Annotated in this window: 26 protein-coding genes, 2 pseudogenes and 1 riboswitch; of the genes and pseudogenes, 20 read left to right on the top strand and 8 right to left on the bottom strand. The window is 40.8% G+C overall.

Annotated elements, in window-relative coordinates:
• Positions 1 to 40: 40 nt before the first annotated feature.
• The gene (locus tag AC6HZ4_RS21455) at positions 41 to 319 is read right to left on the bottom strand and encodes a DUF2325 domain-containing protein (RefSeq protein WP_497491809.1); all 279 of its coding nucleotides are present in this window, start codon (positions 317 to 319) and stop codon (positions 41 to 43) included.
• A gap of 509 nt (positions 320 to 828) precedes the next feature.
• On the opposite strand from AC6HZ4_RS21455, the pseudogene AC6HZ4_RS21450 reads away from it, so the two are divergent.
• Positions 829 to 1,016: pseudogene (locus tag AC6HZ4_RS21450) on the top strand (ArsI/CadI family heavy metal resistance metalloenzyme); the annotation flags it as partial.
• A 297-nt stretch (positions 1,017 to 1,313) separates the two neighbouring features.
• Positions 1,314 to 1,829, top strand: coding sequence for a type 1 glutamine amidotransferase domain-containing protein (locus AC6HZ4_RS21445; RefSeq protein WP_497491808.1), 516 nt, complete (start codon positions 1,314 to 1,316; stop codon positions 1,827 to 1,829).
• 102 nt (positions 1,830 to 1,931) lie between these two features.
• Here AC6HZ4_RS21445 and AC6HZ4_RS21440 read toward each other — a convergent pair whose 3' ends face one another.
• Positions 1,932 to 3,881, bottom strand: a complete 1,950-nt coding sequence (locus AC6HZ4_RS21440; protein WP_497491806.1) for a hypothetical protein — start codon at positions 3,879 to 3,881, stop codon at positions 1,932 to 1,934.
• Positions 3,882 to 4,289: 408 nt separating this feature from the next.
• Between AC6HZ4_RS21440 and AC6HZ4_RS21435 the strand changes: the two genes are divergently transcribed.
• Positions 4,290 to 4,643, top strand: coding sequence for a winged helix-turn-helix transcriptional regulator (locus AC6HZ4_RS21435; protein WP_497491805.1), 354 nt, complete (start codon positions 4,290 to 4,292; stop codon positions 4,641 to 4,643).
• Between the two features lie 760 nt (positions 4,644 to 5,403).
• Here AC6HZ4_RS21435 and AC6HZ4_RS21430 read toward each other — a convergent pair.
• On the bottom strand, positions 5,404 to 5,766 hold the full coding sequence (locus AC6HZ4_RS21430) for a winged helix-turn-helix transcriptional regulator (RefSeq protein ID WP_497491804.1): 363 nt from the start codon (positions 5,764 to 5,766) through the stop codon (positions 5,404 to 5,406).
• 149 nt (positions 5,767 to 5,915) lie between these two features.
• On the opposite strand from AC6HZ4_RS21430, the gene AC6HZ4_RS21425 reads away from it, so the two are divergent.
• From AC6HZ4_RS21425 to AC6HZ4_RS21410, 4 genes are all read left to right on the top strand, one after another.
• Entirely contained in the window at positions 5,916 to 6,935 is a 1,020-nt protein-coding gene (locus AC6HZ4_RS21425) for a zinc-binding alcohol dehydrogenase family protein (RefSeq protein WP_497491803.1), read from the top strand.
• Between the two features lie 81 nt (positions 6,936 to 7,016).
• Positions 7,017 to 7,307 carry a putative quinol monooxygenase gene (locus AC6HZ4_RS21420; RefSeq protein ID WP_497491802.1) on the top strand — a complete coding sequence of 97 codons (291 nt, stop codon included), beginning with the start codon at positions 7,017 to 7,019 and terminating at the stop codon, positions 7,305 to 7,307.
• Between the two features lie 175 nt (positions 7,308 to 7,482).
• Positions 7,483 to 8,163 carry an NAD(P)H-dependent oxidoreductase gene (locus AC6HZ4_RS21415; protein ID WP_497491801.1) on the top strand — a complete coding sequence of 227 codons (681 nt, stop codon included), beginning with the start codon at positions 7,483 to 7,485 and terminating at the stop codon, positions 8,161 to 8,163.
• A 116-nt stretch (positions 8,164 to 8,279) separates the two neighbouring features.
• A complete protein-coding gene (locus tag AC6HZ4_RS21410; protein WP_497491800.1) occupies positions 8,280 to 9,257 on the top strand; it encodes a DMT family transporter in 978 nt (325 codons plus the stop codon).
• A gap of 442 nt (positions 9,258 to 9,699) precedes the next feature.
• Here the strand turns inward: AC6HZ4_RS21410 and AC6HZ4_RS21405 are convergent, their stop codons facing one another.
• Positions 9,700 to 11,154: an amino acid permease gene (locus AC6HZ4_RS21405; RefSeq protein ID WP_497491799.1), complete on the bottom strand. Its 1,455-nt coding sequence runs from the start codon at positions 11,152 to 11,154 to the stop codon at positions 9,700 to 9,702.
• Positions 11,155 to 11,253: 99 nt separating this feature from the next.
• Positions 11,254 to 11,443, bottom strand: a riboswitch (Lysine riboswitch).
• A 241-nt stretch (positions 11,444 to 11,684) separates the two neighbouring features.
• Here AC6HZ4_RS21405 and sigK point away from each other — a divergent pair.
• Entirely contained in the window at positions 11,685 to 12,398 is a 714-nt protein-coding gene (sigK, locus tag AC6HZ4_RS21400) for an RNA polymerase sporulation sigma factor SigK (protein ID WP_497491798.1), read from the top strand.
• A 45-nt stretch (positions 12,399 to 12,443) separates the two neighbouring features.
• Here the strand turns inward: sigK and pssA are convergent, their stop codons facing one another.
• Entirely contained in the window at positions 12,444 to 12,983 is a 540-nt protein-coding gene (gene pssA, locus AC6HZ4_RS21395) for a CDP-diacylglycerol--serine O-phosphatidyltransferase (protein WP_497491797.1), read from the bottom strand.
• A 105-nt stretch (positions 12,984 to 13,088) separates the two neighbouring features.
• On the opposite strand from pssA, the gene AC6HZ4_RS21390 reads away from it, so the two are divergent.
• Positions 13,089 to 13,874: a phosphatidylserine decarboxylase gene (locus AC6HZ4_RS21390; RefSeq protein ID WP_497491796.1), complete on the top strand. Its 786-nt coding sequence runs from the start codon at positions 13,089 to 13,091 to the stop codon at positions 13,872 to 13,874.
• A 69-nt stretch (positions 13,875 to 13,943) separates the two neighbouring features.
• On the opposite strand, the gene AC6HZ4_RS21385 is transcribed toward AC6HZ4_RS21390, so the two are convergent.
• Positions 13,944 to 14,090, bottom strand: a complete 147-nt coding sequence (locus tag AC6HZ4_RS21385; protein ID WP_129727340.1) for a sporulation histidine kinase inhibitor Sda — start codon at positions 14,088 to 14,090, stop codon at positions 13,944 to 13,946.
• A 261-nt stretch (positions 14,091 to 14,351) separates the two neighbouring features.
• On the opposite strand from AC6HZ4_RS21385, the gene AC6HZ4_RS21380 reads away from it, so the two are divergent.
• The 8 genes from AC6HZ4_RS21380 to AC6HZ4_RS21345 all read left to right on the top strand — a co-directional run bounded on the left by AC6HZ4_RS21380 (position 14,352) and on the right by AC6HZ4_RS21345 (position 19,396).
• Positions 14,352 to 14,867, top strand: coding sequence for a YqeG family HAD IIIA-type phosphatase (locus tag AC6HZ4_RS21380; protein WP_497491795.1), 516 nt, complete (start codon positions 14,352 to 14,354; stop codon positions 14,865 to 14,867).
• A gap of 3 nt (positions 14,868 to 14,870) precedes the next feature.
• Positions 14,871 to 15,977 carry a ribosome biogenesis GTPase YqeH gene (gene yqeH, locus AC6HZ4_RS21375; RefSeq protein WP_497491794.1) on the top strand — a complete coding sequence of 369 codons (1,107 nt, stop codon included), beginning with the start codon at positions 14,871 to 14,873 and terminating at the stop codon, positions 15,975 to 15,977.
• 63 nt (positions 15,978 to 16,040) lie between these two features.
• Positions 16,041 to 16,874, top strand: coding sequence for a shikimate dehydrogenase (gene aroE, locus AC6HZ4_RS21370; RefSeq protein WP_497491792.1), 834 nt, complete (start codon positions 16,041 to 16,043; stop codon positions 16,872 to 16,874).
• Between the two features lie 4 nt (positions 16,875 to 16,878).
• Complete coding sequence (yhbY, locus tag AC6HZ4_RS21365; protein ID WP_497491791.1) at positions 16,879 to 17,169, top strand: ribosome assembly RNA-binding protein YhbY; 291 nt, start codon at positions 16,879 to 16,881, stop codon at positions 17,167 to 17,169.
• Positions 17,166 to 17,771, top strand: a complete 606-nt coding sequence (locus AC6HZ4_RS21360; protein WP_497491790.1) for a nicotinate-nucleotide adenylyltransferase — start codon at positions 17,166 to 17,168, stop codon at positions 17,769 to 17,771. Before yhbY ends, AC6HZ4_RS21360 begins: the two co-directional genes overlap by 4 nt.
• Positions 17,725 to 18,294, top strand: coding sequence for a bis(5'-nucleosyl)-tetraphosphatase (symmetrical) YqeK (gene yqeK, locus AC6HZ4_RS21355; RefSeq protein WP_497491789.1), 570 nt, complete (start codon positions 17,725 to 17,727; stop codon positions 18,292 to 18,294). Before AC6HZ4_RS21360 ends, yqeK begins: the two co-directional genes overlap by 47 nt.
• The gene (gene rsfS, locus AC6HZ4_RS21350) at positions 18,291 to 18,647 is read left to right on the top strand and encodes a ribosome silencing factor (RefSeq protein ID WP_497491788.1); all 357 of its coding nucleotides are present in this window, start codon (positions 18,291 to 18,293) and stop codon (positions 18,645 to 18,647) included. Before yqeK ends, rsfS begins: the two co-directional genes overlap by 4 nt.
• Positions 18,644 to 19,396: a class I SAM-dependent DNA methyltransferase gene (locus AC6HZ4_RS21345; RefSeq protein ID WP_497491787.1), complete on the top strand. Its 753-nt coding sequence runs from the start codon at positions 18,644 to 18,646 to the stop codon at positions 19,394 to 19,396. Before rsfS ends, AC6HZ4_RS21345 begins: the two co-directional genes overlap by 4 nt.
• Before the next feature lie 225 nt (positions 19,397 to 19,621).
• Here the strand turns inward: AC6HZ4_RS21345 and comER are convergent, their stop codons facing one another.
• A complete protein-coding gene (comER, locus tag AC6HZ4_RS21340; RefSeq protein ID WP_497491786.1) occupies positions 19,622 to 20,446 on the bottom strand; it encodes a late competence protein ComER in 825 nt (274 codons plus the stop codon).
• A 97-nt stretch (positions 20,447 to 20,543) separates the two neighbouring features.
• Between comER and AC6HZ4_RS21335 the strand changes: the two genes are divergently transcribed.
• The 3 genes and pseudogenes from AC6HZ4_RS21335 to AC6HZ4_RS21325 all read left to right on the top strand — a co-directional run.
• Positions 20,544 to 21,110 (top strand): helix-hairpin-helix domain-containing protein, encoded by a 567-nt coding sequence (locus AC6HZ4_RS21335; RefSeq protein WP_497491785.1) that lies wholly within the window; start codon positions 20,544 to 20,546, stop codon positions 21,108 to 21,110.
• A 66-nt stretch (positions 21,111 to 21,176) separates the two neighbouring features.
• Positions 21,177 to 21,737: a ComE operon protein 2 gene (locus AC6HZ4_RS21330; protein WP_497491784.1), complete on the top strand. Its 561-nt coding sequence runs from the start codon at positions 21,177 to 21,179 to the stop codon at positions 21,735 to 21,737.
• 41 nt (positions 21,738 to 21,778) lie between these two features.
• Positions 21,779 to 23,974, top strand: a pseudogene (locus tag AC6HZ4_RS21325) (DNA internalization-related competence protein ComEC/Rec2); the annotation flags it as partial.
• Between the two features lie 120 nt (positions 23,975 to 24,094).
• Here the strand turns inward: AC6HZ4_RS21325 and AC6HZ4_RS21320 are convergent.
• Positions 24,095 to 24,229 carry a YqzM family protein gene (locus AC6HZ4_RS21320; RefSeq protein ID WP_497491783.1) on the bottom strand — a complete coding sequence of 45 codons (135 nt, stop codon included), beginning with the start codon at positions 24,227 to 24,229 and terminating at the stop codon, positions 24,095 to 24,097.
• Between the last annotated feature and the right edge of the window lie 137 nt (positions 24,230 to 24,366).

Below are 24,366 nucleotides of genomic sequence, written 5' to 3'. Positions count from 1 at the left end.
ACTTTGACCCCTCGCTAAGAATGAATGATTAAAACGTTTATCAAGCTGTAGGAAGTACTTGATGAATAGAGGACCATGAACGTTTCGCGTAACAAATAGGAATATCTTGTTCTTTTGCTCTTTGCTTAATAACAGTCGATAGATTATGATTAATATAATCCGTAAGTATAAGAATAAAATCGATATGTTCTGGAATTTTCCATTTGACCGTTTGCACCTTTCGACCGCTTAAATGAACTACCTCTTTATAACCAATATCCCATAATTTTTTTGGAATATTTCCTAAATGATCAGCACCGATAATTAATAGTGAACACATTTGCTTTTTCCTCCATTTCTATGTATCCATACCGTTCCAGTCCTTCACCTTCACCGCAACATGGACATAATTCAAAACAAATCATATTTTTATCCACATAACCGCAATCATGACAAATCACGATATACATTGAGCAATCGTTGGGAAGTATTTTGATCACACCTATCTACTGAGAACAATTATCAATCTTATTCTAATTGATAACGATTATCAAAATCAACTAAATTTTAATTTTTTCTGAAATCTTTGACTTAGAAAGTATTAAAAAAGAGGTTCTAATCGTTTAAGATTTGCTATCCAACTATGTGTCTGATGTCATCTTGTTTTACTATCGAACGAATAAATAGTAAAGCATGGGATGCAGAAGGAAACAGCTTGGATGAGGCTAAGGTAAAAGTATATACCCAGGGGAACAGCTAGGATGTGAAGGAAGGGAATTAATGAACAGTAATACTCAATAATACATACTCTTCTGCTTTTTTTTATCAATTTTTTGATCTTACAGTTTTAAAATGGAAAAAGAAGGTTTCCTTGCACGCAAAGAGATGAATACGACTTGCTGCTATGCTGTGCAGGATAAATTTGGGGCAACAGACCCAGACGGAAAGGAGCGGAGTTTTTCCATACAAAAGCAGACGCTGATGTGTATGCTAAGCAAGTAGATACGTGTTGTGTTAGTACGCCGCCAGTTGTCTAAATGACTTGTTTGCTGAATTTTAAAAGGAATGTCTTGATTGGAGCTCCTCTTGTTTATTGAAATGGAATAAGCAGTTTTCGAACGGCACAGACGTTGAAGAATTAAAACATTTGTTAACACAGGCGAATAATTGAAACAAACATAAGAGCCAATTTTACTTGAAAGTCACATTCCAAAAGCTCCTTATGTATAAAGAGTGATACTACCCAACATAAATGTGCGTACTTTTTCCTTTCCCATTTAGCAGATAAACTCTATTTGTAAGGTCACTTCAATAATGTAAAGAGGAGAGAAAGAATGAAAAAGGTAGCCGTATTAGTTGGGGAAATGTACCACCAAGAGGAATTACAGGTTCCGGCAACAGCTATTAAAGAAGCTGGGAATAATATTACTCTAATAGGTAAAGAACCTAATGTTACCCTAAATGGTGTTTATGGAGGCACTATTCAAACTGAAGCGGGGATCGATCAAGTAAACCCGGATGATTTTGATGCTTTACTTATTCCTGGCGGTTTTTCACCGGATATCCTGCGAGCTGATGATAGATTTGTATCATTTGTAAAAAGAATAGCTTATACCCATAAACCTATATTTGCGATCTGCCATGGTCCACAGCTTCTTATTAATGCTGAAATCCTTCAAGGAACGACCATTACAGGTTATAAGTCTCTTCAAGTAGACTTACGAAATGCAGGTGCTACAGTTTTTGATGAACCTGTAGTGGTGTGGAACAACCTGCTTGTCACAAGCAGAACACCAGATGATTTGCCGCAATTTACTGAGGCTATTCTAGAAGTATTGAACAAACACTAATAGTCGTGTTAAATCTCTTTCTTAATGTTATAAAAACATTACTAAATGAAAAGGGGATGTTTCCATCAGTAAACGTCCCCTTTTCATTTTTTGGACTTATTTTTAAACCATTAATAATTTTGGTGCTGCTTTTTTATTTACATTTTGGATCGATAATAGTTGTTCAGCCAATTTTTCATAATCATGCTTGTCAATGGAAGTTTGAAGGAAAGCGAGATATTTACTCCATTGATCTTGGTCAAATTCACGAGCAGCCAAGCTATTTGTTTTGCCTGCAATTAACCGTTGAGCCCAAGTAACCAGTGGATGTGAACTATCAATAGGTAATGCAGCGATATGTGCTAAATCATAAATAGTTTCTTCCAATTGAGCTGCCTGATTGTCTCTTAACTGTGTAAAGAGCAATTCGCGCTTTTGGTTATCTTCAGGAGTGATACTCCTTTCGAAGTACATCCGATCCAATCTGCTCAAGAGGATAGCTGCTCGCCCTTCAATATCTTTCATTGCTTGTTCTCTAATTTCCAGTATTGTAGAGATATTCTCTTCTTTAAATGGACCATGGTAGCCGGTTTCCTTATCCATATAACGAAGGATTTGAGCGCCGCCCAATCCTATACCATCTACCCCTGTGTAAAGAACTTGAGGTAAGTGATGAAACCTGAACCCAGCTGAGAAATAAGTGAGCAATCCTGCTTCATGTGCTTTGTGAACCAGCGTTAAAGCCTCAGAAAAGGTAAGTTGTTCAATGATACATTTACTTGGATAGGAATTGGCTGTACCATCCCACGTTACTTTATCAAATCCCCCCTCTTTTACTAATTCAATACCCAGCATTCCAATTTCAAAACGCTCCGTCACTAATTTTGGTTGACCGTTATTATTTTTCAATGTTTGCTTACGGTCATCTAATATAGGCGTATTAATGTTAAAGGCAGCGGAAAGCGCTTGAGTATGCCGATCTCTTCGGACATTTCCTGACATATACTTCATAAACTCAATAGCTTCACTTGCTGTCATGCGCTCTATCGCTAATTTACATTCGGTCAGCCCGTCCATAAAAATAGCAGAGCATGCCGCGGCTAACGTATGAACAGTTTTTAAAACAGACGGTTTAAAATCACTTTCAAATATAGGTCTACCGACGTAAGAGGAAGAAGGTGCATGGCTGCCAACATTCAGCTTTACTTTTCCAATAATATTAAAATTAGGAATCCGGTAAGGCTCAACGGCCTCCCGATCTTGGTCGCTGCCCCTTTCAAGATGTTCAATATGAACAATAACACCCTCAAGATATCGGTCGGATCTTAGCGTACCATATAAATGGCCAATACCTGGGTCGGTAATAGAAGCGTAGGTCTGAATATCGCGGAAACCTGAGTTCCCCCAAGGGATGATTGGTGCTTCGAATCGCTGCCCTTTAGCTAATAATTCATATGCCAAGCGGATGGCCAAACGCTCTTCGCAAGTTGGAAAACGGTCTTGATTCCTTAATTCGGCGCTAAGATGACTAATAAGGCATAAATACTCGGAATTAGATAATTCTTTAGCACCATTAGTATCTAGATTCTCATCTTGTTTCAGCTGTACCAGTAAATAAAGGGTATTTTCCTTAACAATTAATTCGCTGGTGTTTTGGCCACTTTCTTTCCAACCATCTAGGAAGGTGTTGAGTACACGAGCAATATGGTAAAAATAATTCAGTAATTGCTTTATATCCTGATCTAGCTCTAATAATTTACTAAGTTCAGGCAGAATAAGAATTTGAAAATCCTCTAAATCTGGGAATTCTTGAACCAATCCCTCAAGATTACTGCTGATTTTTTTGTACAGTTCATTTAAAGTATAGAATTCTTCCATTTCATAAGGGACATTTTTTCTATAATCATCATCTGAAGGAGATAATTCTTTTGTCTTTTTTATCCTAAGTTCTTCAATAGAATCTAATAGATCAGACAAAATTGCGCGCCTAAAAAGCCCATCATTAATCCTTAAATAGCCCTCTTTCACTGAAAGATTTGATACATTTTTATGGTTAACAAATAATTGAGTCATATGAACCTCCTATTAAGTTCTGATTAATTAGAGTTTTTGAAGCAGATGTAAATATCTTGCAAAAAAATTTACGAAAGTTTAAAATGAAACCATAGAAAGTTTAGCAATCATTTCCTTTAATCGTTATCTCCTGATGCGGCCAAACATGCAGGAGATAACGATATCTCCACCAATTGGAACCCAATACTATTCATGTCGCAGACAATCATTCATCCCTCCTTCTAATCATGATTTTCCCCTCAAACTAAATTCCTGAAATGTTTAATTTTACCTGAAGAGGAAGTACAATCCTATTATAGGTTCGTTGGAATTTTTCAAAAAGTAGGCACATTCTACTCTGATAATTACAACGGTTATAGCTAGTTACGCCTAGGTAACTATCTATTCATCATTTTCAGGAGGGATTATATGTGTGAAGAACAGCATGGTAGAATATCTTTTGAGGAGAAAATGTCTGAATGTCCTATTAAAAGTGTTTTAGATGTGATTGGAGGAAAATGGAACTACCAAGTTCTATTAAGTTTGAGTGATGGCTGTAAAAGGTTCTGTGAATTGTTAAAGTGTCTGAATGGTATAAGCCCTAAGACTTTATCCAGTTGTTTAAAGGAATTAGAAAAAAGATATATTGTTAAGAAGACAGTTTATCCGGTTATCCCGTTACATGTCGAATATGAATTGACTCAAAAAGGAAATGAATTACAAAATATTTTTAAAGAAATGAAAATATGGGGAGAGAAATGGAATAGAGAAATAAAAGGGTAACGTAAAATTAAAGAATCTCCCAATAGCTATAATAAAAACGGTCTAGTCTACTTTATAGGTCGTTTTTATCGCATATAAGGAAGAAAAGATAGATGCAAAGAGGAAGGAAAAATGTATATAACTGATTAACAGTTCCATCTTCATGTGTCTGATAAGCCCCTATATCCTTTTCTATACCGGCCATTTACGGACTGCAAACTCGCGCTGCCATCACGATTCTAGGAACCGTGATGGCAAAGACCGGAAGAGTGATGCACCAGACGGCTTCTTCTTGTAAGTAAGAGTCGCTTTCGTCACTTTCGTCACTTTTTCAACAAGTGCAGGTACAGTACGAAGGCAGATTTGTAATGATGGTGCTGGACACTGCCTGCCTCCATGAAGCAAATCGTTTCAAGTCTTTTTTACGGGAATATAGAGAACGGTTTTTATTCAGTTTATTTTCCGCCCTATTCATCAAATGTAAATCTAATCGAACGACTATTTTCAATGTGTTTCACTCGACAAAAGTATTCATTAAGGAAACGGTGCAAGCATCTCTGACAGAGACCGCACAAACACCTCAAATTGTGCTCGGCAAGTTTAAGCTGAACGAAGCTTTATGTCAAGAAAGTTATTTATATATTAGCGTATATGATTGTAAATGGCGCATATGACTACAAGGAAAGTGCTTATTCACCATTCCCTTTTTATAAAATCTCTCTATTTTCTATGAATATAAGGACTCTCCAAAGATTGTTTCTTTTATTTACGATTGTATTACTTAATCTCTTACCCTCAACCCTTCCTCTTTAACTAGTGATTTATAGTTTTCTCCCCAATCTCTCATTAATAAAATGATAGGTTCTAAAGTTCTTCCGAATTCTGTTAGTGAATATTCAACTTTTGGTGGAACTTCTGGATATATCGTTCGATAGATGACGCCATCATTTTCAAGCTCCCTCAATTGGAGTGTTAACATTCGTTGTGTAATTCCAGGTATTAATCTCTTTAACTCATTAAAGCGCTTTGTTTCCTCGACCAGATAAAATAAAATGACCCCTTTCCATTTTCCGCCGATGACATCAAGAGTAGCTTCCACTGGACAGCCTTCAGGACAGCCATATCCGCTTTTTCTGTTTCTCATGTTTAAATACACCTCACTGATAAAATCATTGCTCAATATATAAATAACATAAATGGTACTATAACACAAAATTGTGCCTTCTTACCAATTGGGTAATTGCTCTCTATAATAAAAATTGCATTCGAAATTACTTTTAGGAGGCGCTAAAGATGAAAGCTGTAGGATTGTACAATTATTTGCCAATTGAACATGAGGAGAGTCTAGTAGAGGTGAACCTTGAGAAGCCAGTACCTACTCATAAGGACTTACTTGTCAAAATTAAAGCTATCTCTATAAATCCCGTTGATGTTAAGGTTCGAGCACCTAAAAATAAAAAAGAAGAAACGCCCAAGATCCTTGGATGGGATGCTTGTGGAGTGGTAGAGGAGACAGGTCCAGATTGTACCTTATTTAAGCCTGGGGACGAGGTTTATTATGCAGGAAGTATTACAAGACCTGGCACATATAGTGAATACCATTTAGTGGACGAGAGAATCGTTGCGAAAAAACCAAAATCATTAAATTTTGCTGAAGCAGCTGCACTGCCATTAACAGCTATTACAGCGTGGGAAGGCCTGTTTGATCGCCTGGGGATTAATTTAAATAACAAAAAGGAAAATGAAAACAAAAAAATTCTCATTATTGGAGGCGCTGGAGGAGTTGGTTCCATTGCTATTCAATTAGCCAAATTAGCTGGCCTTACGATTGTTGCCACTGCTTCCCGAGAGGAAAGTAAAAGCTGGGTAAAAGGGCTTGGGGCTGATTATGTCATCAGTCATCATCAACCATTCTTAGGGCAAATTCAAGAATATGGTTTCAGTGAAGTAGATTATATCTTCTGTCTTAACAACACAGATTTACATTGGTTAAGTATGGCCGAGGTCATTGTACCACAAGGGAAAATTTGCTCTATTGTCGAGAATAGTGAACCGCTTGACCTTAATGTGTTAAAAAGTAAAAGTGTTACATTTGTATGGGAATTTATGTTTACTCGTTCCATGTATCAAACACTAGATATGGAAAAGCAGCATGAGCTTTTAACAAAATTAAGCCAACTGATCGACGAAGGCAAAGTTCAGACAACATTAAAAGAAAAGCTCTCTCCGATCAATGCTGCTACCCTGCGTAAAGCCCATGCTTTAGTCGAAACAGGAAAAATGATTGGAAAGGTTGTTTTAGAGAACTTTTAATTATCTTTAAAATTCATATGTTTATTTTTAGGTAAACAGTAGGGGTATTAGCTAATTTTAAAAGAAAAGGGCGATAAATCAATGGTAGTTATTAATGCTCTAATGAAAGTTGATTCTCAATATCTTGAAGAGTTTATAGAAAAGGTAGATACTTTGGTAAAAGCATCCCAATCTGAAGAAGGGAATATTAGCTATTCTTTATATCGAGATGTTAAACAACCGAATGTATTTGTCATGGTAGAAAAATGGAAAGGGCAAGAAGACATTGATTTACATGTTCAAAGCCCTCACTTTACTCAATTTATTGATTATGCACAAAAGGTTCTGCTTGAACCACTACGTGCAGAACGGTATTACCCAATGGGAAACTAACCAATCTGTATATTAGTTAGTCTAATCTATCAATAAAGATTCTTTGTCCATAACACTCCTAGCAGATGATATTAAAAGATTGACAAAAAGGATTTAGTGTCGGTACTTTGTTGCTTTATAAAAGGATACCAAGGAATTAAAGGCATATATACTCAGTTGAAAAGGTAGGATATACATGACATATGTAACAAAAATAACAAAAGAACAAATTCTAGAAGCATACCATTTTAGACATGCTTGCAAAGAATTTGATCGTGATAAAAAAATTAAAAAAGAAGATTTTGAACTTATATTAGAAACGGGCAGACTATCTCCAAGTTCATTTGGGTTTGAGCCATGGAAATTTATTGTATTACAAAATCAAGAAATTAGAGAAAAACTAAAATCTGTATCCTGGGGAGCACAGAAGCAGTTAGATACTTCCAGTCATTTTGTCATTATTTTAGCAAGAACAAAAGAGGATATGATCTATAACTCTGACTATATTCTTAACTTTATGAAAAATATACAGAAACTTCCGGAAGAAGTAGTGATTGGAAAAGGAAATGCTTATAAAACATTCCAAGAATCAGATTTTAAATTATTAGACAATGAGCGAATCTTATTTGAGTGGTCTTGCAGGCAAACATATATTGCGTTAGGGAATATGATGACTGCAGCTGCCCAAATTGGTATCGATTCTTGTCCAATTGAAGGATTCGACAAAAACAAGGTTGAACAAATATTGAAAGAAGAAGGTATTATTACAGGAGATAATTTTGGTATCGCTTGTATGGTTGCATTTGGATATCGAGTAAATGACCCTCGTGAAAAAACACGACAAGCTATGAATAAGATTGTTGAGTGGATTGATTAAGTCACCACAAATAAATTATCGTCATTCTTTAATTTCTAAACCACTTCTAAATTTTAATTTAGGAGTGGTTTTTTGCAGGATAATTATACATTACCATGTTTCAGGAGGAAGTTGCTTTGAATCAAAATCAGATCATCAAAGGTACCATCCTATGTCTAATTACCGTCCTCTCATGGGGAGGACAATTCCCGATTGCTGGAAGTGCATTAAAACGAATAGACCCATTTTCTTTTACTGCTATGCGTTATACCGCAGTTATGGTGATTTTTGTAATTCTCCTTGCTTTGATTGAAGGAATTCACACTTTAAGATTTGAAGGGAAAGCTGGTTCTTTATGGATTTATGGTACAATCGGTTTTGCCGGATACAATTTTTTGATGTTTTGGGGACAAAAAATGGCTGGAAGTTCCGGTGCTATTTTAGCATCTATTATATTAGGTTTGATGCCGTTAATTAGTATTCTGATAATCTGGGTGTTTAAGAAGAACAGACCCCACAATTTTACACTAGGCTGTATGTTAGTCGGGTTGATTGGTACTTTACTAGTTGTTACAAAAGGTGATATTGAAGTATTTATTTCTGCTGGAAGTAATCTGATTCCGTTGTGCTGGATGCTACTCGGGGTCATTTGTTGGATTGTGTATACCTTGGGAGCTAGTCAGTTTACTGGATGGACTCCCCTTCGCTATACGACGCTGAGTTGTGTGCTTGGTACTATTTCAACAGTTATTATAGTCGTTGTCTCTACTATGATGGGGTACCTGGCAACCCCCTCATTCACTTTGGTTATGGATATTGGATGGGAATTAGGGTATATGATTGTATTTGCTGGCGTCTTAGCTGTATTTTGTTGGAATGCAGGAAATAAAGCTCTTACACCCAGTAACGGTGTTCTCTTTATAAATATTGTTCCTGTTACTACCTTTACGATTTCCATATTACAAGGATATAAGCTAACAACAGTAGAACTTATAGGTGCGCTAATTACAATTGGTTCCCTCATCATGAACAATCTGTATCAGAGAAAAATCACCAAAAAATCTATAGCAAAAGTAGAGCATTGTACTGCCAGACATGAAGTTGTAAAGAACTGATATTCTTTTCTGTGCAATAAAAACATAGGGCCATTCATTTTTTTGAGACACCACCACCGCCGGTAACTCCTCCTTCTATGATTCCACCAAAGCCAGGAACTATGCCGCCAGGAGTGTATGGTTATGTTCCACCTGTTTCTATTGGAAGCTGTATGTATAAGATGTCGTATATTTGGCCGGCGGGTGAGGGACAGGGTTTTTGGTTTTGGCCGTATTATGTAGATCAAAATTTAGCAGCAGGATATATATGGAATCCAACATATTAAACTTGGATGCCAACAGGATTTGATTTAAAATTAATTGACCTTATAACATGTTTATAAAGAAAGAGCAGCCTATTTTCATAGCTGCTCTTTCTTTTAAGCTATATTTTAGGAATAAAGTGTAAGTGCAGCTGCGTCCCTGTCTTTGCCTAAGGGCTCGCCAATCGGCGAAGCTTCCTTTATAGCTCACATTCTTCAAGAGACAACACTTTCGTTTTCTTCTTTATTTTATACCCAAGCCAAATAAGAAGGAAAACGGGCAGACCAATGTAGGAAACGAGTATACCCTTCCAATCGATGGTGCCTCCTGTAAAAGCAGAATAGTTTTGTCCTAAAATGACGACTGTACATAGCACGAAAGCAAAGATCGGACCGAACGGGAACCATGCAGCTTTATATGGCAGGTCCTTTAGGTCATATCCTTGCGCAAGATATGCTTTGCGGAAGCGATAGTGGCTAATGGCAATTCCAAGCCAGGCGATAAACCCAGACATGCCCGATGCGTTTAAAAGCCAGCTATACACAACGCCATCCCCAAATAAAGAAGCAAAAAATGCAAGAGCGCCAACTGCAGAAGTGACAATTAACGCGTTAACCGGTATACCGCGCTTGTCCAGCTTAGCAAGAAACTTCGGTGCTTTGCCTTCACGTGCTAAGTCCCAAAGCATTCGTGTTGAAGCGTACATTCCGGAGTTTCCTGCTGATAACACTGCAGTCAAAATAATTGCGTTCATGACGGATGCAGCAAAGGCAATTCCAACTTTATCAAACACGAGCGTGAATGGGCTGACTGAAATATCACCGTTGGCTAAATTCTCATTTGTATAAGGAATTAAGAGAGAGATTACGAGAATGGCCAGAACATAGAATAAAAGAATACGCCAAAATACTTGTCGAACCGCACGAGGAATATTGCGGCGCGGATCCTCTGTTTCGCCGGCTGCTACGCCTAAAAGCTCTGTCCCCTGAAAGGAGAATCCAGCAGCCATGAACACACCGAGCATTGTCATAAATCCGCCATGAAATGGAGCGTCGCCGATTGTAAAATTCTTAAAACCGACTGCTTTTCCGCCAATAATTCCAAAAATCATAAGAAACCCTGCGATTAAAAAGATAATAACAGTAACAACTTTAATTAAAGAAAACCAGTACTCTGCTTCTCCGAATCCTTTGACGGATAAATAGTTGAGGCCAAACATAACGAGTAGAAAAAGAGCACTCCATAAGAGAGAAGAGCTTTCCGGGAACCAAAACTTCATAATCATCGTGACAGCGGATAATTCAGCTGCAATTGTAATGGCCCAGTTATACCAATAATTCCAGCCAAGTGCAAATCCTAATGCAGGATCAACAAATTTCGTTGCATATGTGCTGAATGATCCGGCCACAGGCATGAATGTTGCCATTTCTGCCAAGCTGGTCATAAGGAAGTACACCATAATCCCGATAGCGAGGTAAGAAACAAGGGTTCCGCCTGGCCCGGCTGTGTGAATAGCACCGCCGCTTGCTAAAAATAAACCTGTACCAATCGTTCCGCCGAGTGAAATCATTGTTAAATGCCGTGATTTTAATCCGCGCTTTAACTCAGTTTCTGCTGGTATGACGGATGATACTGTTTTTGTTGTACGTTTCATACAAATACTCCTATTCATTCGTGATAGTGGAAGGAGCGGGGAAATAGAAAAAGCCGTCGAAGGATTGACGGCTGTTATATACTGCCCACATCATGCCTTCCGTAAGATAGCGCATCACGTTTGCCGGATTTCGCAAACGTGACAGTTCTGTCCCTGTTCGGAAACAGCCCCAGCTCATGCCCCCAGAGAGAAACACAAACTTCGGCGACTTTTCCTTTCTAACGGAGTCTATGATGTTCTCTGCATCTCATCCGTCCTACTCATAAAAGCCGCGACCTCTACCTCATCGGATTGATGAGGATTTCATATCTATGAAATTTTTAAAGACGAAATAAATTATACAAAGAACGGAAAGAAGTTGCAATAGTTTTATTAATATAGTAAGTGTCCGCAGCTTCAGTGTTTTGTAATCCACACGATATCTTCAGCCGGACTTTCTCCACTTCCTTAAAATCCCCTAGGACAAACAAGGACACCCCCGCTGCCGCATACATATAATAACGAACACCACTTTTCGCGGAGGTGAAGGGATGGGTTTACTCGCAGCAATCGGTTATATGATTAAGGAGCTCTTATTGTTTGTCTCGTACGTAAAAAACAACGCGTTTCCGCAGCCGCTTTCGCCTGACGATGAAAAAAGATACTTGGAATTAATGGAGCAGGGTGACGCGAATGCGCGCAATCTCCTCATTGAACATAACCTGCGGCTTGTGGCACACATCGTAAAGAAGTTTGAAAACACTGGGGAAGATGCAGAGGATTTAATCTCGATTGGAACGATTGGTTTAATTAAAGCGATCGAAAGCTTTTCGCAGGGAAAGGGGACGAAGCTGGCAACGTATGCGGCTCGTTGTATCGAAAATGAGATTCTGATGCACCTGCGGGCGTTAAAGAAAACAAAGAAGGATGTATCGCTTCATGATCCGATTGGTCAAGACAAAGAAGGGAATGAAATTTCTTTGATTGATATTTTGAAATCGGAATCTGAGGATGTGATTGATACGATTCAGCTCAGCATGGAGCTTGAGAAAATTAGGGAGTATATTGATGTGCTGGATGAACGCGAAAAAGAGGTCGTCGTCAATCGATTCGGTCTTGGGATGGAGAAGGAAAAGACGCAGCGGGAAATTGCGAAGGCGCTCGGTATTTCAAGAAGCTATGTGTCACGTATTGAAAAGCGTGCGCTTATGAAGATGTTTCATGAGTTTGTGCGGGCAGAGAAGGAAAAAAAGACGAGAGAGTAAAAGGAGGATTCCCCGAGGGTAAAGGCTTGTCGGGGAACCCTCCTTTTACATTTTTTTCACTTTAAAGCTGCTTACCATTAAAAAGGAAAGAAGAAGCAGAAGAAATAGAAGGGCCCAACCTGGTACGGAGCCAATTAGGAAATAGGCAAGTGTTACGAGACAGCCTGCTGCTGTAATGGGAACTCCTTGAAAATAGCCATTCGACTCGGACACATTAAAGCGTGCGAGACGAAAGGCGCCAGATGCTATGTATAATGTAGTGAAAAATACAGCTGGTGCACTATACTCATGTAATGCCCCTTGATACAGCAAAAGAGCGGGGGCTACACCGAAGGAAACGAGGTCGCACAGCGAATCGAGCTGTTTGCCAAGCTCTGATTCAATGCCTAATTTACGCGCGATCATACCATCAAAACGATCTGATAAAGCAGCCAAAAAAATAAAAATAAGAGCGAGATTTAGTTCGTTGCGGACGGTGAATAATATGGAAGCGCTTCCTAATGATAAGTTAAGCATAGTAAAGATGTTGGCAGTTTGGGCTTTGAGCTTCTTAAGTGTGGCATCTAGATTTTCTAGAAAAAACAAAGGCTGTTCACTCCTTATAGATTGAGAATAGATTTTAGAATATAATAGCAATATTGTAAAGAAGAAACACGTATTCGTAAAGACAAATTTTGGGAGGTTTCATATTTGCGGCGTACATTGTATCGATTTTTGATTGAACTAACAAACGGGCGTATCACATCATATTTGCTGCGTAAGTTTGCGCAGTCCCGCCTAAGCGCCATGATAATACCATCATATGCAAAAGTATTTCAAATACAACATGGTGAGATGGAAAAAGAATTAAAGGACTACCGTACACTGCATGAGCTGTTTACAAGAAGGCTGAAGGAGAGCGTGCGTCCTGTTGATCCTGATCCTTTAGTGATTAGCAGCCCGGTTGATGGAGTGTTTGAGGCTTACGGTCCGATTGAAGAGTCGACAGAGTTTGTTGTAAAAGGCAAGCGTTATTCTCTTGTGGATATGCTTGGCAGCGAGGAGGCGGCTTCTGTATATCGAGGCGGTACATATGTGGTACTATACTTAAGTCCAAGTCATTATCATCGGATCCATAGTCCAATTAGCGGAGTTGTACGGAAGCGATTTGAGCTGGGAAGAAAGTCCTACCCAGTTAACAGGATCGGTCTTGCATACGGTAGAGAGCCGTTATCAAAAAATTATCGGGTCATCACTGAGGTTGAGAGTGAAGGCAAGCATGTTGCCATCGTCAAGGTTGGTGCGATGTTCGTTAATAGCATTGAATTGCTGCACAGAAATGACGTTTTACAAAAAGGGGAAGAAATGGCGTATTTTACGTTCGGCTCAACCGTTGTCCTTTTATTCGAGCGCGATATGGTGGAAGTGAATGCGTCTTTGCAAAGAGGACAGCAAATCCGTGTAGGACAACGGCTGGCGGTGCAGAAAAGGTTGTAAAGATGCCGATTTTGTGTTAGAAAGAGAAGAGCCGTCTTTTTTAGATGGCTCTTTTTCGGTTGTCTTTATCTATGATGAACGCTTTTGATCAAGCTTGTCCTCTAAGGAACGGCGAATAATTTCTTGTTTAATAAGCAAGATGAACTCAGGATTTAATTTCAGCTCTTTTGCTTTATAATAAGATTCAGCAAGCAATTCATCTGATAACTTTTCCATAGTTCCATGCCACCTCCTAAGAAATGATAGAGAAGCTGTCTGTATTGTTTTGTTGAGTATACTGTATCAAAAATATTCCAGTGTCACAACATCTCGGTTATCCACACCCTAATGTGGGCAACCTGTGCAAAGATTGTGTGTAATGTTAGAATTGAAAGAAAGCAGTTGTGTGGAAATTGTGCATAGAGTTATCCACAGCGAGATTTGCAAAAAATGCTGTCGAAACATTTTACATAAAATTCCTTTGAAAGAGATGAAAGTATGCTTAAATTATTTTTACCACAAGAATATGTGAAGAATGTATATGAAATTACGCCCGAGGCATTGACGGAACGCGGTATAAAAGGCATTATTACGGATCTTGACAATACGCTCATTGAATGGGATAGACCAAATGCTACGCCGGAGCTGGAAAAATGGCTCGAAAGTATGAATAATAGCGGCATTAAGGTTACGGTTGTATCTAATAATAATGAACAAAGAGTAAAGGATTTCGCTGACCCATTGCTCATTCCATTTATTCATAGCGCCCGCAAGCCGATGACTCGCGCCTTTAAACAGGCATTAGATACGATGGGACTTCAGGCGCAGGAGGTTGTTGTAATCGGAGACCAGCTGCTCACAGATGTGCTTGGCGGCAACCGTCTCGGCTTATATACGATTCTTGTTGTGCCTGTGGCGCAGACAGACGGCTTCATGACGCGATTTAATCGGAAGATTGAGCGGCAGATTATGCGGAATTTAAGACAAAAAGGTTTAATTCAATGGGAGGAATAACGATTGACAGAAGCAATGAAATGTATTGGGTGCGGCGTTTTAGTTCAAACGGAGGATAAGCAAGGAATCGGCTATGCGCCGCCATCGGCTTTAGAAAAGGAGCCGCTTATATGTCAGCGTTGTTTTCGTTTAAAGCATTATAATGACATTCAAGATGTGTCCTTAACAGATGATGATTTTCTTCGTATTTTGAATGGAATTGGTCAGACGGATGCGCTTGTTGTGAAGATCGTAGATATTTTTGACTTTAACGGAAGCTGGCTGCCGGGGCTGCATCGCTTTGTTGGAAAGAATAAAGTGTTGCTTGTCGGAAACAAAGCGGATCTTATTCCGAAATCTGTGAAGCCGGAAAAAGTGATTCATTGGATGAAGTATAGCGCTAAGCAGCTTGGATTGAAGCCTGAGGATGTGTTTTTAATTAGCGCAGCGAAAGGAAACGGTATCGAGGAATTGGCAGGTGCAATCGAGCATTATCGCGAGGGAAAGGACGTCTATATTGTCGGATGTACGAATGTTGGAAAATCAACGTTTATTAACCGCATGATTAAGCAATTTAGCGATGAAACAGAGAACGTGATTACAACATCGCATTTTCCGGGAACAACGCTCGATTTAATTGATATTCCGCTTGATGACGAGTCTTCGATGTATGATACGCCGGGCATTATTAATCATCATCAAATGGCACACTTTGTCGATAAGAAAAGCTTAAAGGTGATTACGCCGACGAAGGAAGTAAAGGCGATGGTGTTTCAATTGAATGAACAGCAAACGCTCTTTTTCGGCGGATTGGCACGCTTGGATTATGTGAGCGGCGGCAGACGGTCCTTCGTGTGTTATGTATCTAACCATTTGAAAATTCATCGTACAAAGCTGGAAAAAGCGGATGATTTATACAAAAATCATCTTGGAGAATTACTCACGCCTCCATCAGGGGAAGAACTCAAGGAGTTTCCGGAGCTTGTGAGGCATGAATTTACGATTCATGAGAGAAAGACGGATATTGTATTTTCCGGGCTAGGCTGGGTAACGGTAAATGAGCCGGGCGCAAAGGTTGTTGTACACGTGCCGAAGGGTGTAGGCGCTTCGCTTCGGAAGTCTTTAATTTAATGCATCTTAGAATCCACATCATGTTCCTGCAAAAAATACAAATAGGGAAGTGGAGAGACTATTATGAAACAGCTATACGGTGTAATTGGCAATCCAATTGGGCATTCCTTATCGCCGCATATGCACAATGATGCATTTACAGCGTTAGGAATTGATGCACATTACCATGCGTTTGCCATTGAGGAGGAAAAGCTTGAGGACGCAGTGAAGGGCTTTAAAGCGATTGGACTGTCAGGCTTCAATGTCACGACTCCTCATAAGGTGAATATTATGAAGTATTTAGATGAAATTGATGAGCTGTCACAGCAGATCGGCGCTGTCAATACGGTTGTGAATCGCGATGGGAAGCTGATTGGCTATAACACGGATGGAATAGGGTACGTTCGTTCGTTACAGTCTATAAGTAATGAGCCGCTCACTCAAAAACGCATTTTAATCATCGGAGCAGGAGGGGCCAGCCGCGCAATCTTTTTCACACTTGCATCGATTGGCGTTGCATCCGTTGATATTGCAAACCGGACGCTCGAAAAAGCTGTAGATCTCATTAGGTCGTGCCGCTATAGCGTACAAGCAGAGGCGCTTACAATGCAGCAGGCACAAGAGCGTCATCATGAATATGATATTATTATTCAAACGACAACACTTGGGATGTACCCGAATGTACAGGATACTCCTTTACAAGTGCAGCAGCTGAAGGAAGGCGCGATCGTGTCAGATATTATCTACAATCCGCGTCAAACGGCGTTGCTTCGAGCAGCTGAGCAGCATGGAGCCGTGGTTCAAAACGGTATTGACATGTTTGTATACCAAGGAGCGATGGCGTTTGAAATGTGGACGGGCCAATGGCCGGATATAGAGCGGATGAAGCAAATTGTCATAACAAAGCTTGGAGGATAAATCAATGTTAACAGGAAAACAAAAGCGGTATTTGCGCTCGCAGGCGCATCACCTCACACCGATTTTTCAAGTCGGTAAAGGCGGCGTAAACGAGCATTTGATTAAGCATGTTCAAGAGGCGCTTGAAACACGCGAGTTAATTAAGGTAAGTGTTTTACAAAACTGTGAAGAGGATCGCCACGAGGTTGCGGAGGAATTGTCTGGCGGCGCAGGAGCGGAACTGGTGCAGGTAATCGGGAGTACGATTGTGTTATATAAAGAATCGCAGGATCATAAACAAATCGTTCTGCCATGAAGAGGATTGGAGTAATCGGTGGGACGTTTGATCCGCCGCATAACGGGCATTTGTTAATAGCTAATGAGGTGTACGATGCTTTGCGGTTGGATGAAGTGTGGTTTATGCCGAATGCTTCTCCTCCGCATAAAATGGAGAAACATGTGACAAGTACACATGATCGGGTTGAGATGCTGAAGCTTGCGATTGAAGGGGAGCCGCATTTTTCCCTTTGTCTTGTTGAATTAGAGCGTCAAGGACCTTCCTACACATACGATACGATGCTAGAGCTAAAGAAAGCATATCCAGATACTGGCTTTTACTTTATCATTGGCGGCGATATGGTGGAATATTTGCCGAAATGGTATCGGGTTGAAGGGCTGCTTACGCTGGTCACCTTTGTCGGAGTCACGCGCCCTGGATACACATTATCGTCTCCGTATGATATAGTTACACTGGAAATACCGGAATTTTCCGTGTCCTCCTCGTTAATTCGCGAACGATTTGCAGAGGGGAGAACGACACGTTACTTGCTTCCGGAAAAGGTTCAGGATTATATTGAGAGGAATGGAGTATATGGAGCGGCAGCAAGCATTGGAAATCGTCCGCAAGCAAATGCATGAAAGGCGATATATTCATACGATCGGCGTAATGGAAACGGCAATAGAGCTTGCCGGGCTGTATGGGGCTGATGTGAAAAAAGCGGAATTGGCTGCTATTTTTCATGATTACGCAAAGTGCAGACCGATTGCGGAAATGGAACAAATTATAAAGGAACAGAATATGCCGCAGGATTTATTGGAGTATAATAAGGAATTGTGGCATGCTCCTGTTGGGGCCTATCTTGTGGAAAAAGAAGTGGGTATAACTGACCATGAAATTTTACAGGCCATTACGTATCATACAAGCGGACACGAGAAGATGACGCTGTTAGATACCATTATTTACGTGGCGGATTATATAGAGCCGGGTCGAAAGTTTTCAGGGGTTGAGGAAGTGAGGGTGTTAGCGCGCACGGATTTGCAAGCGGCACTCCTGCAGGCGGTGAAGAATACGATTTCTTTTCTAATGAGCAAAAATCAAACGATTTATCCGCTCACGTTCTACACCTATAATGCATTGCTGAAGGAGGAACAAGCTGAATGAATGAAAAACAACTGTTGACAGTAACAGCTAAAGCAGCTGATGATAAAAAAGCAGAGGACATTATTGTTTTAAATATGCAAGGTGTTTCGCCGGTTGCGGATTATTTTTTGATTTGCCACGGTAATTCTGATAAGCAAGTACAAGCAATTGCTCGTGAAATGAAGGAAAAAGCGCATGAAAATGGATTTCATGTAAAGCGTATCGAGGGCTTTGATGAAGCGAAGTGGATTCTTGTTGATTTAGGTGATGTAATCGCCCACGTGTTTCATAAGGAAGATCGCAGCTATTACAATTTAGAAAGACTTTGGGGCGATGTTCCGCGTGAGGATATAACGGAAGCGTTGAGCCGATGAGCTATGGACAATTTGCTTTGCTGTACGACGAATTGATGAGCGATATGCCCTATGATAAATGGGTTGCGTTCGTCGACGCGAAGCGGAGGGAAACAGGTGTGTCCGGCACTTCTTTGTTGGATCTTGCTTGCGGCACAGGCAATATTGCATTACCGCTTACAAAGGCCGGCTATGAAGTAACAGGCACAGACTTGTCCGATGACATGCTCACAATCGCGCAGCAAAAGCTGACTGCAGCAGGGATAAGTATTCCGTTATATCAGCAGGATATGAGAGAGCTGGATCTTCCACAGACGTTTGACATTGTGACGATTTTTTGTGATTCCTTAAACTATATAACGGAAGAAGAGGATGTGAAAGAAACATTCTCCCGCGTACATCGTCATGTAAAGGAAAATGGTTTATTTTTATTTGATGTTCACTCTCTCTATAAAATGCACCATATTTTTTTAAATGAAACATACACCATTAATGAAGAAGATGTCGCGCTTATTTGGCATTGTTTCGAAGGCGAAAAACCAAATAGTGTGGAGCATGAGCTTACCTTTTTCGTGAAGGATGATGGGGATGTCTATCGACGCTTTGAGGAGCTGCATGTGCAGCGCACATATGAATTGGAGAAGCTGCAGCTCTGGCTGGAGGAAGCTGGCTTTAAGCTGCTAAGCATCACAGGAGATTTTGAAGTTGCAGGGCCGGTTACCGATACGACAGAGCGCATCTTTTTTACGGCGCAAAAAAAACGTACGTAGCAGCGTGTATATTTTCTAATCAGAAGCCGCTTGGAGACGAGACTTTTATATAAAGCAGTCCCCAAGCGGCTTTTTAATGGGGCGGTATATATTGAAAAAATCCTTTTTATCCAAGCGGGCTCCCTTCTTAATTTGTGTGGAGGTGCGACAGCACTAACAAATAGACGCGAGATGAATGTTTTTATCTTCTAGAAGGAATTGCAGTATCGTTTGTCGTACATATAATTAGCAGTCCTCAAATTGCTCGCTTACCAGTTCTATATCCTCTTTAAATTTTGTATGAGTACGCTGAAGTAAATGTTCAAATATTTCCCCTAATTCCTCCTCCAGTACTTGAATCCCCTCTCCTGTAATACCGCCCTTAACGCAAACCTTCTCCTGCAACGTCGGCAGTGTGAAAATTCCCTTTTCCAACAGCTTTCCCATTCCAATTAACATACCGCTAGCTAATAATGTTGCTTGTTCCTGTGTGATTTTTGTTTCCTGCGCTGCTGCATCGATAAATCTCTGTAGTAAATAGCTGAAAAAGGCCGGACCGCAGCTGACAATGTCCGAGGCTACGCGTGTAATATCTTCCTCAATGATTGTCGGAGTGGAAATACCTGAGAACAGGGTAATGATAGCATCCTTCCATTTTTTGGAGCATCTTTCTCCGAATGTACAAAGTGAAATGCCAGATAACGCTCGATTTGTAATGCTTGGGATGACGCGAGCCACGTGACAGTTGACAATGGATTCCAATTGTCCTGTGCTAACGGGGCTTGTAATGGAGACTAGACATTTATCCTTTGTAAAGGAAGAAGCTGCCTCCTTTAAAATTGGATATATTTCAAGAGGCTTTACACAAATGAAAATGATATCGGATTGTTCAATTACGTCCTCTATTGTTTCCCCTATTTGAATGGCTGGATACTTCTCTTTTATAAAAAATGCTTTTGCTTGTGTTCGGTTAATAATTGTCAAACGAGAAGGCTTGACCATGCGTGCCTCAATGAAGGCGTCAATAAGAATACGCCCCATGTTTCCGGTCCCAATCACTCCTATGTTCATTGCTTCATCCCCTCCTTTGCAATAGCTTTCTCCTAAACAATATGAACTGTTTTCACGATTTATGAGTTTCGAATCACGGAAAAAGGAGTACGAAAAAATGGAGAGATATAAAAAATGGGGTGTACTTGCTGTTGCTATCCTTCTCCTTTTGTTTTTATTTTATTGGCAAACAGGCCGAGGAAAACAAGAGGAGCCCCTTCCAATTGCTTTGAAGCAGGAGCAAAAAGCGGAAGAATCAGAGCCGGCGGTGTCCTCTGTTATGGTTGATATCAAAGGAGCAGTAAGAAATGAAGGAGTCTATGAGCTGCCAAATGGTTCGCGCGTGAAGGAAGCACTTGAAAGAGCAGGCGGCTTGCTGCCGGATGCGGAAACGAGCAGCATCAATTTAGCTCAGCTTGTGCATGATCAAATGATGATCGCTGTGCCAAAAAAGGGGGAGCAGCCACTGTTCTCCCCTTCTAGTGAGGGAGCAAAGGTCGCAATTAATATTGCAACAAAGGAGGAGCTTGAGCAAATACCAGGGATCGGGCCGAAAAAAGCAGAAAACATTCTGCGCTATCGTGAGCAGCACGGTTCGTTTCGAAAATTGGAGGACTTACTTGAGGTGGAGGGGATTGGTGAAAAATCGCTGGAGAAGCTGAAGGATGAGATTATCGTTCCATGAATCATTGACGCCTTATGGTGCTCTCTGTACACTAAAGGAAACAAACTACTATAAGGTGTGTGCAAGATGAACAGAATTTCATGGGATCAGTATTTTATGACACAAAGTCATTTGCTTTCATTGCGGAGTACGTGCACCCGTCTTGCTGTCGGGGCAACGATTGTGCGTGACAAGCGTATTATTGCCGGCGGCTACAATGGCTCGATTGCCGGCGGGGTGCATTGTACAGATGAAGGGTGCTACGTGATCGATAATCATTGCGTGCGCACTGTGCATGCTGAGGTGAACGCGCTGTTGCAGTGTGCTAAATTCGGCGTGAAAACAGAGGGAGCGGAAATGTACGTTACGCATTTTCCATGCTTGCATTGCTGTAAGGCAATTATTCAAAGCGGGATTACGGCTGTATATTACGCACAGGATTATAAAAATCATCCATATGCGATTGAACTATTTCAGCAAGCAGGTGTAAAAGTGCGGCATGTCCCTCTTGCATATACAGTTACAACGCTGGAGGAAAAGGATGAGGCTTCACAAATCAGGGAGCTGTTATCCTCTGTAGATGAACAAATGGAGCCGGATGAATTGCGGAGGCTGCTAGAGCAAGCAAAACAATTCGTAAAGAGGTGAACGAGTTGCGCAATCAATGGGGGTATGCTGCAATTGCTGCTATGTTCGGCATTGCAGCCGCCTGCTCTCATGCTTCGGCGGCTTCTGTTACCGCTGCCGTTGCTTATGTAGTGTATTGCTTTTGGAAGCTAAGAAAAGTCCCTTTTATAATCTGCACCGCAAGCTTATGTTTGTGTTTGCTTTATACAAATGAAGTTGAGAAGAACAATCAGCCTTCTCATTCCTCAGCTGCCTCCCCGCTTACCGCTGTCATTGCATCTTCCCCGGTGATAGACGGAGACAAGCTCTCATTTACTGTAAAAACAAAGAAGCAGGAGCAGCTTCGGATGTTCTACAATATTTCATCCTCTGAAGAGAAGGAAGCGTTAAAGCGTATGCGAGCCGGAATGGTCTGTACGTTTACAGGAGAGCGGAGCAGCCCGCAGCCGGCTCGAAATTTCGGTGCTTTTGACTATAAGGAGTATTTACATCGGCAGCATATTCATTTCATATACAACGTCTCCTCTTTTTCCTCTTGTTATGAAGATCCTTCCTTTTGGCAGTGGCTGTTTTCCATCCGCCAGCAGGCTCTGCAATATGTACAGAATAACTTCTCCAAGGAAACAGCCGGCTTTGTTAACGCACTTGTGTATGGTGACAAGCAGGCAATGTCGGCAGAGACAGAGGAAAGCTACCAGCAGCTTGGGCTCATTCATTTACTTGCTATCTCCGGATCCCATATTACGATGCTTGTCGCTGCATGCTATTATGTGCTGCTTCGGCTTGGCAGCACGCGGGAGACAGCAACAGTGCTGTTGCTCGTCATTATTCCGTTGTATATGTATATGGCAGGTGCATCTCCCTCGGTTGTGCGCGCTTCTGTTACGGCTGTAGTTGTATTGTCATGCTTGTTGTTCTCAGCGCGTCTATCTGGTATAGATGCGCTCAGCATCTCGGCGATTTGTATGCTTTTGTTCGATCCATACGTATTGTTTGATATCGGCTTTCAGTTTTCCTTTTCAGCGGCCTTTGTCTTACTTCTTTCATCAGTCTCTATTTTGTCACCGGAAAAATCCGTTCTGCAAAATATGTGGAATGTCGCCTTAGCGGCACAGCTTGCCTCCCTGCCTGTTTCCCTTCATTACTTCGGACAATTCTCTCCGTATAGCCTCCTATTTAATCTTATCTACGTTCCATTTTTGTCATTTCTCATCTTGCCGCTCTGTCTTTTTGCGTTATTTTTGTCTATGCTTCTTCCTGTAATTGGTGAATGGATTGAAACGATTCTTTCGTATCTCTTATCTTTTTCTAATAAATTGCTGTTTCTTTCTGAAAAGCTGCCATATAACAAGCTTATATTTGGGAAATCACCTGCTTGGCTGACGGTATGCTATTGTATCGTGATTATGCTTCTTTTTGCGGCATGGGAGGACAAGAGGAGGAAACGGTGTGTCTTGCCGGCTGGCGGTGCGTTAGTCCTTCTTTTGGCAGCTCATTATATGTTTCCCTATTTCAATCCGTATGGGAACATTACCTTTTTGGATGTAGGACAGGGCGATGCTATTTTAATTCAACTTCCTTATGCAAAAGGAACATATATGGTTGATACAGGAGGCGCAATTACGTTCCCAAAAAAAGAATGGCAAAAGCGAAAAAATGAATTTTCGATTGGAGATGATATTGTTGTTCCTTATGTACAAAGTGCGGGAATTCGAAGGATTGACAAACTAATTTTGACGCATGGCGATGCAGATCATGTTGGCGCTGCTTTGGAAGTATTAGCCTCCGTGCCTGTGGGAGAGGTTGTGCTTGGACGAAAAAGCAGCTATTCCGATATGGAGCAGCATATTTTGCAGCAGGCAGAGCAAAAAGGAGTTCATATTGCCTTTGCAGGAAGCGGAATGGAGTGGAGAAATGGAGACGCGTATTTTAAGGTGCTGTCTCCTTTTGGAGAGGAGGAGAAAGAGAATGATCAATCTATTGTGCTGCATGCGAGAATCGGCGGACTGACGTGGCTGTTTACAGGTGATTTAGAGGAGGCAGGGGAAGGTCGTTTAGTAAAATCATACGGCAACTTGAGTGCGGATGTGCTGAAGGTTGGCCATCACGGCAGTAAAACCTCTACATCAGATATGTTGCTAGAGGCTGTGCAGCCACGTATTGCTGTTATTTCTGTCGGAAGCAAAAATCGATACGGCCACCCGCATGAAGAGGTGCTGAAGCGGCTTATAAAGCAACACGTAGCCATTTGGAGAACGGATGAGAATGGGGCGATTACGTATATTTTTTCAGAAGATAGAGGAACGTTTCGCACAAAGCTTACATATGATGAAAGCACAATAGGCAAGGAAAAAAATAAGACTGCACGGAGCAGTCTTTTACGAGCCGATGAATTTGATAACAGTTGCGATGATAAATACCGTTGCAAAGAATCCGAAAGAGACAAAAAAACCTACCCCTGAATCGACAGCGTCGTTCCGTTTGCTTTGAACGTTCTTTTCAAATTCATTCACCTTGACCCCTCCCAACTTGTCTTTTTCAGTATAAGATATTGTCAGAAAAAAATCTACAATTTACCATGTTCTTTCCATGCATGTAAACAGTTGTCACTTATACTTGTGAAGCCGGAGTAAATAATAACAGTACATCA

This window comes from Ectobacillus sp. OTK, from assembly GCF_059698935.1.
Note: the sequence above shows the minus strand (reverse complement) of the source record. Positions and strands in the feature narration are given on the sequence as shown.

Excerpts from the sequence above, each read along its gene's own strand:
- AC6HZ4_RS21455 (WP_497491809.1), bottom strand. The coding sequence starts at position 319 with ATGTGTTCACTATTAATTATCGGTGCTGATCATTTAGGAAATATTCCA.
- AC6HZ4_RS21445 (WP_497491808.1), top strand. The coding sequence starts at position 1,314 with ATGAAAAAGGTAGCCGTATTAGTTGGGGAAATGTACCACCAAGAGGAA.
- AC6HZ4_RS21440 (WP_497491806.1), bottom strand. The coding sequence starts at position 3,881 with ATGACTCAATTATTTGTTAACCATAAAAATGTATCAAATCTTTCAGTG.
- AC6HZ4_RS21435 (WP_497491805.1), top strand. The coding sequence starts at position 4,290 with ATGTGTGAAGAACAGCATGGTAGAATATCTTTTGAGGAGAAAATGTCT.
- AC6HZ4_RS21430 (WP_497491804.1), bottom strand. The coding sequence starts at position 5,766 with ATGAGAAACAGAAAAAGCGGATATGGCTGTCCTGAAGGCTGTCCAGTG.
- AC6HZ4_RS21425 (WP_497491803.1), top strand. The coding sequence starts at position 5,916 with ATGAAAGCTGTAGGATTGTACAATTATTTGCCAATTGAACATGAGGAG.
- AC6HZ4_RS21420 (WP_497491802.1), top strand. The coding sequence starts at position 7,017 with ATGGTAGTTATTAATGCTCTAATGAAAGTTGATTCTCAATATCTTGAA.
- AC6HZ4_RS21415 (WP_497491801.1), top strand. The coding sequence starts at position 7,483 with ATGACATATGTAACAAAAATAACAAAAGAACAAATTCTAGAAGCATAC.
- AC6HZ4_RS21405 (WP_497491799.1), bottom strand. The coding sequence starts at position 11,154 with ATGAAACGTACAACAAAAACAGTATCATCCGTCATACCAGCAGAAACT.
- sigK (WP_497491798.1), top strand. The coding sequence starts at position 11,685 with ATGGGTTTACTCGCAGCAATCGGTTATATGATTAAGGAGCTCTTATTG.
- AC6HZ4_RS21385 (WP_129727340.1), bottom strand. The coding sequence starts at position 14,090 with ATGGAAAAGTTATCAGATGAATTGCTTGCTGAATCTTATTATAAAGCA.
- AC6HZ4_RS21380 (WP_497491795.1), top strand. The coding sequence starts at position 14,352 with ATGCTTAAATTATTTTTACCACAAGAATATGTGAAGAATGTATATGAA.
- aroE (WP_497491792.1), top strand. The coding sequence starts at position 16,041 with ATGAAACAGCTATACGGTGTAATTGGCAATCCAATTGGGCATTCCTTA.
- yhbY (WP_497491791.1), top strand. The coding sequence starts at position 16,879 with ATGTTAACAGGAAAACAAAAGCGGTATTTGCGCTCGCAGGCGCATCAC.
- AC6HZ4_RS21360 (WP_497491790.1), top strand. The coding sequence starts at position 17,166 with ATGAAGAGGATTGGAGTAATCGGTGGGACGTTTGATCCGCCGCATAAC.
- yqeK (WP_497491789.1), top strand. The coding sequence starts at position 17,725 with ATGGAGCGGCAGCAAGCATTGGAAATCGTCCGCAAGCAAATGCATGAA.
- rsfS (WP_497491788.1), top strand. The coding sequence starts at position 18,291 with ATGAATGAAAAACAACTGTTGACAGTAACAGCTAAAGCAGCTGATGAT.
- AC6HZ4_RS21345 (WP_497491787.1), top strand. The coding sequence starts at position 18,644 with ATGAGCTATGGACAATTTGCTTTGCTGTACGACGAATTGATGAGCGAT.
- comER (WP_497491786.1), bottom strand. The coding sequence starts at position 20,446 with ATGAACATAGGAGTGATTGGGACCGGAAACATGGGGCGTATTCTTATT.
- AC6HZ4_RS21335 (WP_497491785.1), top strand. The coding sequence starts at position 20,544 with ATGGAGAGATATAAAAAATGGGGTGTACTTGCTGTTGCTATCCTTCTC.
- AC6HZ4_RS21330 (WP_497491784.1), top strand. The coding sequence starts at position 21,177 with ATGAACAGAATTTCATGGGATCAGTATTTTATGACACAAAGTCATTTG.